A 6,500-nucleotide genomic window follows, 5' to 3' on the forward strand; every position below is an offset into this window, starting at 1 on the left:
TGTCTAGCTGCAGCGCCCAGCCACTCGGATCACTTCAGTCCCCTTCCGGCGGCAACAGCCTCCTCAGTGGCCTTCCAGTGACCTTCCTGTCTACCCAGGGCGTTTCCGCTTTTCATATTTCCCTTAAGAAAATATATTCATTTTAAAACATTGACATTCAGATAAATGTTACGGTATTCTTTTTAGGTACATTAACGTTTACGTAAACGTTAATGTTGAATGAATGAGGTGATAATAAAGAATGTACATGATAGATGAAGTGACAAAAATGACGGGGTTAACAAAACGGGCTATTCGGTATTATGAAGAAATCGGTCTGATTTTACCGCCTCAACGAACAAAAGGGAATGCTCGTCTTTATGCTGAAGAAGAAGTCAATCAGCTTAAAAAAGTAGTGGAAGCTAAAGAAGTTTTAGGATTTTCATTGCAAGAGCTTCAGGACTTCATAGATTTAAAAAGGACGATTGAGGAAAGCAAGCGGCATAAACAGGTCACCGCTCATGATGTATTGGAGATAGAAAAAATGATACAAAAACAGATTGAGATGGTTTCTTCCAAATTAGATAAGATGAAGTCGTTTAAAGAGGAATTAGAAAGTGTTCGAGATAAGGCTGAACAAATACGAGCGGTCAAACAACAAGAAGAGGAGTCAGAAAGATGGGAGTAGTAAGTTCCGATAACAGGGTTGGTAAAATGATTACGGTTTTCGCGACGTTCTTAGCGTTCATGGGCATCGGTGTAGTTGATCCGATTCTTCCAGAGATCGCCCTGCAGATTGGAGCCTCTCATTGGGAAGTAGAGATGTTATTTACTTCATATTTATTAATGATGGCAATTATGATGATACCAGCTGGGATATTAGCATCGCGTTTGGGTGATAAACGGTTAATGGTTACAGGGTTGATCATTGTCACAGTGTTTGCGGCTTTGTGTGGTATTTCTAATAATATCCCGCAATTGTCTATTTTTCGTGCAGGTTGGGGTTTAGGGAATGCTTTCTTTTTTGCTACCGCAATGACCTTGCTTATTGCGTTGTCTGGAGAGGTAAAGCAAGCTGTTGGTCTATATGAAGGAGCAATAGGACTTGGGATGGCTGGAGGACCATTAATTGGTGGAATACTTGGTAACGCTTCATGGCGCCTTCCCTTTTTCGGAACAAGCTTCTTGATTCTTATTGCCTTTATCCTCGTTTTAACAAAAGTTCAACAACCGAAGCTTACTAATCCCCGAAAGACAGCGGGCTTCAAAGAAATGGTCCAATTATATAAACTAAAACCATTTCTCCAAGGGGCTACGTCAGGTATGCTGTATTATTACGGGTTCTTTACCGTGCTCGCCTATACACCTCTTATATTGTCCATAGGCGCACTACAGATTGGTTTAGTATTTTTCGGATGGGGACTATTTCTTGCCTATGGATCAGCAGTTTTAGCTCACCAGCTAGAAAAGAAATATGAGCCGAAGCGACTATTATATGTTAGTCTACTTGTGTTTTCAGCCCTATTAATTCTATTGTTCTTTTCTGAGTCCACCTGGTTACGTATCGTGCTCATTGTAGCTTCAGGTTTGGTCTCTGGAGTAAATAACGCATTATTCACCAGCCATGTTATGGAGGTTTCTCCGTATGAACGTGGAATAACTTCAGGTGGATACAATTTCCTTCGGTGGTTAGGTGCCGCGTTTGCACCGTTGTTATCAGGTATTATCGGTCATTCGATCTCACCGCAAATGCCTTTTATGGTAGCAGCAATTCTTGGTCTTGTAGCTTTTCTATTGATGGTATTACCAATAAAGCCTTCAATTCCTTTAACAGGATCAGTGACTAAATAACCACAGAGCAAGTATTTTTGATTAACCTTATATTTACAGTTGATTTTATATTGAATCGAATGTATACTGTAATTTGCGCATATGAATTGCGCCTAACTATATTATCAACTTTGCCGTGCTAGGTGGGGAGGTAGCGGTGTCCTGTACTCGCAATCCGCTATAGCGAGATTGAACTCCTTCCCGAGGTTAGCTAACGTAAGGTCTGCCGTTTGTAAGTGGTGTTGACATCCGGGTCCTGCGCAACGGATCCCCATGAATCCTGTCAGGTCCGGAAGGAAGCAGCAGTAAGTGGGTCTTCTCCGTGTGCCGCGGGGTTGCCTGGATCGAGCTAACTGCAAACGTAACGCTTATGGAGGCTTTATCGACGGAAGGTGCACGGCGTTAACTTTAAATAAAACTCACTCTATTCGGGTGAGTTTTTTGCATTTTTAAAACTTTGAAAAACGATGGCAGAATCGGTATAATGAAAAAGGATGAGAACCTAGGAAGAGGAGGGCATGTGGATGGCCTATCAAGCATTGTATCGGCTATACCGACCCCAACAGTTTCAAGACGTGGTCGGGCAAGAACATATAACGAAAACCTTGCAAAATGCCCTTACGCAGGAAAAGCTGTCCCATGCTTATTTATTCAGCGGACCTCGGGGAACCGGGAAGACAAGTGCAGCTAAGATCATCGCGAAGGCTATAAATTGTGAAAAGGCTCCGGTTCGAGAGCCGTGTAATGAGTGCGATGCATGCCGCGGAATCATGAATGGTTCCATATCTGATGTGATTGAAATTGATGCCGCTTCAAACAATGGCGTGGATGAAATTCGAGACATTCGAGATAAGGTGAAATATGCACCAAGCGCGGTCCAGTACAAGGTGTATATCATCGATGAGGTACATATGCTTTCAATCGGTGCTTTTAATGCCCTTCTCAAAACATTAGAAGAGCCACCTAAGCACGTTATTTTTATTCTGGCCACCACAGAACCGCATAAAATCCCTTTAACGATTATATCGAGATGTCAGCGGTTTGATTTCCGTAGGATCACTAGCCAGGCACTCGTTTCCCGGATGAATACCGTTATTGAATCGCAAAGTATACAGGCAGAAGGAGAGGCGCTCCATCTTGTTGCGCGAGCAGCAGAAGGTGGAATGCGGGATGCACTCAGTATTCTTGATCAAGCGGTATCATATAGCGAGGGTAATGTCACGACGGAAGATGTTCTCGCTGTCACGGGTTCTGTCTCGCAATCATTTTTATCTGAAATCACAAAAGCATTTCAGGATGACGATGCAGTTGGAGCGTTAAGGCATGTTAATCAATTAATAGAGCGTGGAAAGGACCCTGTCCGATTTATTGCAGATTTAATCTATTACTACCGGGACATGCTATTGTATCAAGCAGCTCCAAACCTTGAAGAAGTTCGTGACCGGGCACAAGCCGATCAGGAGTTTGAAACCCTTGCCAAGCAGGCTTCGAGGGAATGGATTTACGAAGTGATCGATACATTGAATCAATCACAGCAAGAAATGAAATGGACGAACAACCCGAAAATTTATTTAGAACTGGCAATTGTAAAACTGAGTCAAGGAAATGCGTCAGCTAAAACACAGGAATCTTCAATAGATGTTCAGCCATTAATACAACGCATTGAAAAGCTTGAACAAGAGTTGAAAACATTAAAAGCAACTGGCGTAGCCTCGGTAAACGGGACTGTGAACGGTGAACAAAAACAACCGAAACGAACGTTTCAATCGAAAACACCAAAAGCAAAAGTATCAACAGGACGTATTAAAGAGATGCTTAATGGCGCTTCCAAAAAAGATCTTCAGATTTTAAGAGGAAAATGGGGCGACATTATGGAAGATATCAAATCAAGGATGGTCAATGCACACGCTTGGATGGTAGCCGCGACTCCAGTTGCAAGTTCGAACGGTGCTTTCTTGCTCGCTTTCCAGCATGAATTGCACAGCCAGATGGCAAATAAAGATAACATTCGCGAATGTGTAGAAGCAGTGGTAGCAGAAAGAATAGGGCATCCAATGACGATGATGACTATTCTTGAGGAAGACTGGAAAACAGTTAAAGAATCTTATATCAAAGAACAACGTCAAACCCCTTCCGGTGAGGAGGAAGAGGCTCCCAAGCAGGAAGAGAAGGAAGAAGATCCTGTTGTGAATGAAGCGATTAAATTGGTTGGCCCGGATTTGATTGAAATAGAAGATTAATTTAAATAGGGATGTTCAAAAAGTATCCAAATGATAAACGGCGAATTTCTACGTTACTCGGTTTTTCCGGTCCTCACGTATTAACACCATACGTTCCGGTCCTCGAAACTGTCGTGCCTTGAACTTCTTGTTTCTGATTCGTCTACTTTTTGAACGCACACTTAATTAAAAATAGGGAGATGAAGACAATGAAAGGCAATATGAATAATATGATGAAGCAAATGCAGAAAATGCAAAAACAAATGATGAAAGCACAGGAAGAGCTAAAGGACAAGAAAGTAGAAGGTACAGCTGGTGGCGGAATGGTAACCGTAACAGCAAACGGTCATAAAGAAATTATTGACATTGTTATCAAAGAAGAAGTTATCGACCCCGATGATGTTGATATGTTGCAGGACCTTGTACTTGCTGCTACTAACGATGCACTTAAAAAGGTTGATGAGCTCGTAAATCAAGATATGGGTCAGTTTACTAAAGGAATGAATATGCCAGGAATGTTTTAAGGGATGTTTAAAAGGTGACTGAATGATAACCGGCGAATTTCAGTGTCCCTCGAAAAAAGTTTACTTTTCCTTCGTGTGAGGTACCGTTTTCCGGAGATTACTGTTGTACTCGATTCTCCGGTCCTTACGTAGGAGAATCGTACGTGAGGACCTCAAAAGCGTCGACCTGAACTTCTTGGCTTTAATTGGTCCCCTTTTGAACAAGCACCTTTAGGAGGAATTGCCGTGCATTATCCCGAACCGATCTCAAAATTGATCGATAGTTTTATGAAACTGCCAGGCATCGGACCGAAAACTGCGGTTCGACTGGCGTTTTTTGTATTAGAAATGAAAGAAGATGATGTATTCGAATTTGGTAAGGCGCTTGTGAATGCGAAAAGAGATCTTACGTATTGCTCCAACTGTCATCACATCACTGATCGTGATCCATGTATGATTTGTGAAGACTCCAGCCGAGATCTTTCTACAATTTGTGTTGTACACGATTCGAAAGACGTCATCGCAATGGAAAAAATGAAAGAATATCGAGGATTATACCATGTCCTTCACGGTGCGATATCGCCAGTCGAAGGAATCGGCCCAGAAGATATAAAAGTAGCGGAGCTGTTAAAAAGGTTACAGGATGATACGGTGCAGGAGATCATTATGGCTACCGACCCAAATATCGAGGGCGAGGCAACAGCGATGTATATTAGTCGCCTTGTGAAACCGACGGGAATTAAGATTACCCGAATTGCACATGGCTTACCGGTGGGTGGAGATCTAGAATACGCAGATGAAGTTACCTTATCGCGCGCATTAGAAGGACGCAGGGAAATTTAATGACAGCTTGGGGGAAAGTTGAGTGTTCTTTAATCGAAAAGGCCGACTTCGAAAGGAAGCCAATGAGCGGTTGTTAACGACACTTGAGACTGTATACAACGAATGGATCAAGAAGAAAGAGTTGATTGAAGATAGTGTTGAACCTTCTGCACAAGTCTTATATGAGGTTGAACTTGCAAAAGCTCAATACTTTTTTCTATTAAAAGAAGCAAAGGTAAGAGGGGTAAGAATGAGAAGTTTTTAATGACTTCTCGTTCTTTTTTTATTTGTCCGTTCATAAGTATAAATAAGACAAACTGTGAGGGGGCATGTCGAATGGATCCGTTCTGGGTGTTTACCATCGTTTGCGGATTAATTGTTCTATTATTAATGATCGGAGCACCATTAAAGCCATTACGATGGATTGGACAAGGTGCTATTAAACTTGTGATCGGGGCATTATTGTTATTTTTCATGAACGCATTTGGGACAGCCATTAACCTCCACGTCCCGATCAATCTAGTTACGGCTTCCGTATCAGGTTTCCTTGGAATTCCAGGGTTACTAGCACTCGTTGCTATACAGAAAATCATTCTCTAAAAGATATAGCACCGTAAAAAGAGCTAATCCATAGCTCTTTTTTGTACTGTCTAGCTCTAGCGCACGGATACGCATATCGTCAATTCGCTTCTTCGACAAACACAAAAAGCGTGTTATGTTAAAGAATGACCAGCATTTGAACTTTTCTTATATAAAAATAGGTTGCAATTACTTTGTTCTCATGATATATTTATCTGCGTCGCTCTTAAACAACTTACAAATTTTCTTTTAAAAAGTCTTTGACAAGTAAAGAAGAAGATGATAGTATATTAAGAGTCGCAACAAGCGATTAGCGGAACAAGTTATCCCGCATAAGCTCTTTGAAAACTGAACAAAAGCCAAGCGTGAAACGGGTTTTAACGAACCCTGATCAATTTTTTGAAATGAATGAGCAAGTCAAACACTTTATTGGAGAGTTTGATCCTGGCTCAGGACGAACGCTGGCGGCGTGCCTAATACATGCAAGTCGAGCGAACCAACGAGGAGCTTGCTCCTCAGCGGTTAGCGGCGGACGGGTGAGTAACACGTGGGCAACCTGCCTGTAAGA

The 6,500-nt window shown here is 42.0% G+C and carries 7 protein-coding genes, 1 rRNA gene and 1 other RNA gene; all 9 read left to right on the forward strand.

The genetic code is table 11. The features are described from left to right. Window positions 1-241 precede the first annotated feature (241 nt). Window positions 242-667, forward strand: a complete 426-nt coding sequence (locus NON16_RS23965; RefSeq protein WP_257351994.1) for a MerR family transcriptional regulator — start codon at window positions 242-244, stop codon at window positions 665-667. Then, entirely contained in the window at window positions 658-1,830 is a 1,173-nt protein-coding gene (locus NON16_RS23970) for an MFS transporter (protein ID WP_257351995.1), read from the forward strand. The genes NON16_RS23965 and NON16_RS23970 overlap by 10 nt, the downstream gene beginning before the upstream one ends. A gap of 113 nt (window positions 1,831-1,943) precedes the next feature. Continuing rightward, window positions 1,944-2,209, forward strand: an RNA gene (gene ffs, locus NON16_RS23975) — signal recognition particle sRNA large type. Between the two features lie 124 nt (window positions 2,210-2,333). Beyond that, on the forward strand, window positions 2,334-4,049 hold the full coding sequence (dnaX, locus tag NON16_RS23980; RefSeq protein WP_257351996.1) for a DNA polymerase III subunit gamma/tau: 1,716 nt from the start codon (window positions 2,334-2,336) through the stop codon (window positions 4,047-4,049). 179 nt (window positions 4,050-4,228) lie between these two features. After that, a complete protein-coding gene (locus tag NON16_RS23985) occupies window positions 4,229-4,552 on the forward strand; it encodes a YbaB/EbfC family nucleoid-associated protein (RefSeq protein WP_257351997.1) in 324 nt (107 codons plus the stop codon). 225 nt (window positions 4,553-4,777) lie between these two features. After that, a complete protein-coding gene (gene recR / locus NON16_RS23990; protein WP_257352000.1) occupies window positions 4,778-5,374 on the forward strand; it encodes a recombination mediator RecR in 597 nt (198 codons plus the stop codon). Window positions 5,375-5,396: 22 nt separating this feature from the next. Continuing rightward, window positions 5,397-5,618, forward strand: a complete 222-nt coding sequence (locus NON16_RS23995) for a YaaL family protein (protein WP_257352001.1) — start codon at window positions 5,397-5,399, stop codon at window positions 5,616-5,618. A gap of 71 nt (window positions 5,619-5,689) precedes the next feature. Further along, window positions 5,690-5,953, forward strand: coding sequence for a pro-sigmaK processing inhibitor BofA family protein (locus NON16_RS24000; protein ID WP_257352002.1), 264 nt, complete (start codon window positions 5,690-5,692; stop codon window positions 5,951-5,953). A 405-nt stretch (window positions 5,954-6,358) separates the two neighbouring features. Further along, window positions 6,359-6,500 (forward strand): 16S ribosomal RNA (locus NON16_RS24005); the annotation flags it as partial.

This window comes from Pseudalkalibacillus decolorationis, from assembly GCF_024609785.1.
In the GTDB taxonomy this organism is placed as follows: Bacteria; Bacillota; Bacilli; order Bacillales; family Fictibacillaceae; genus Pseudalkalibacillus; species Pseudalkalibacillus decolorationis.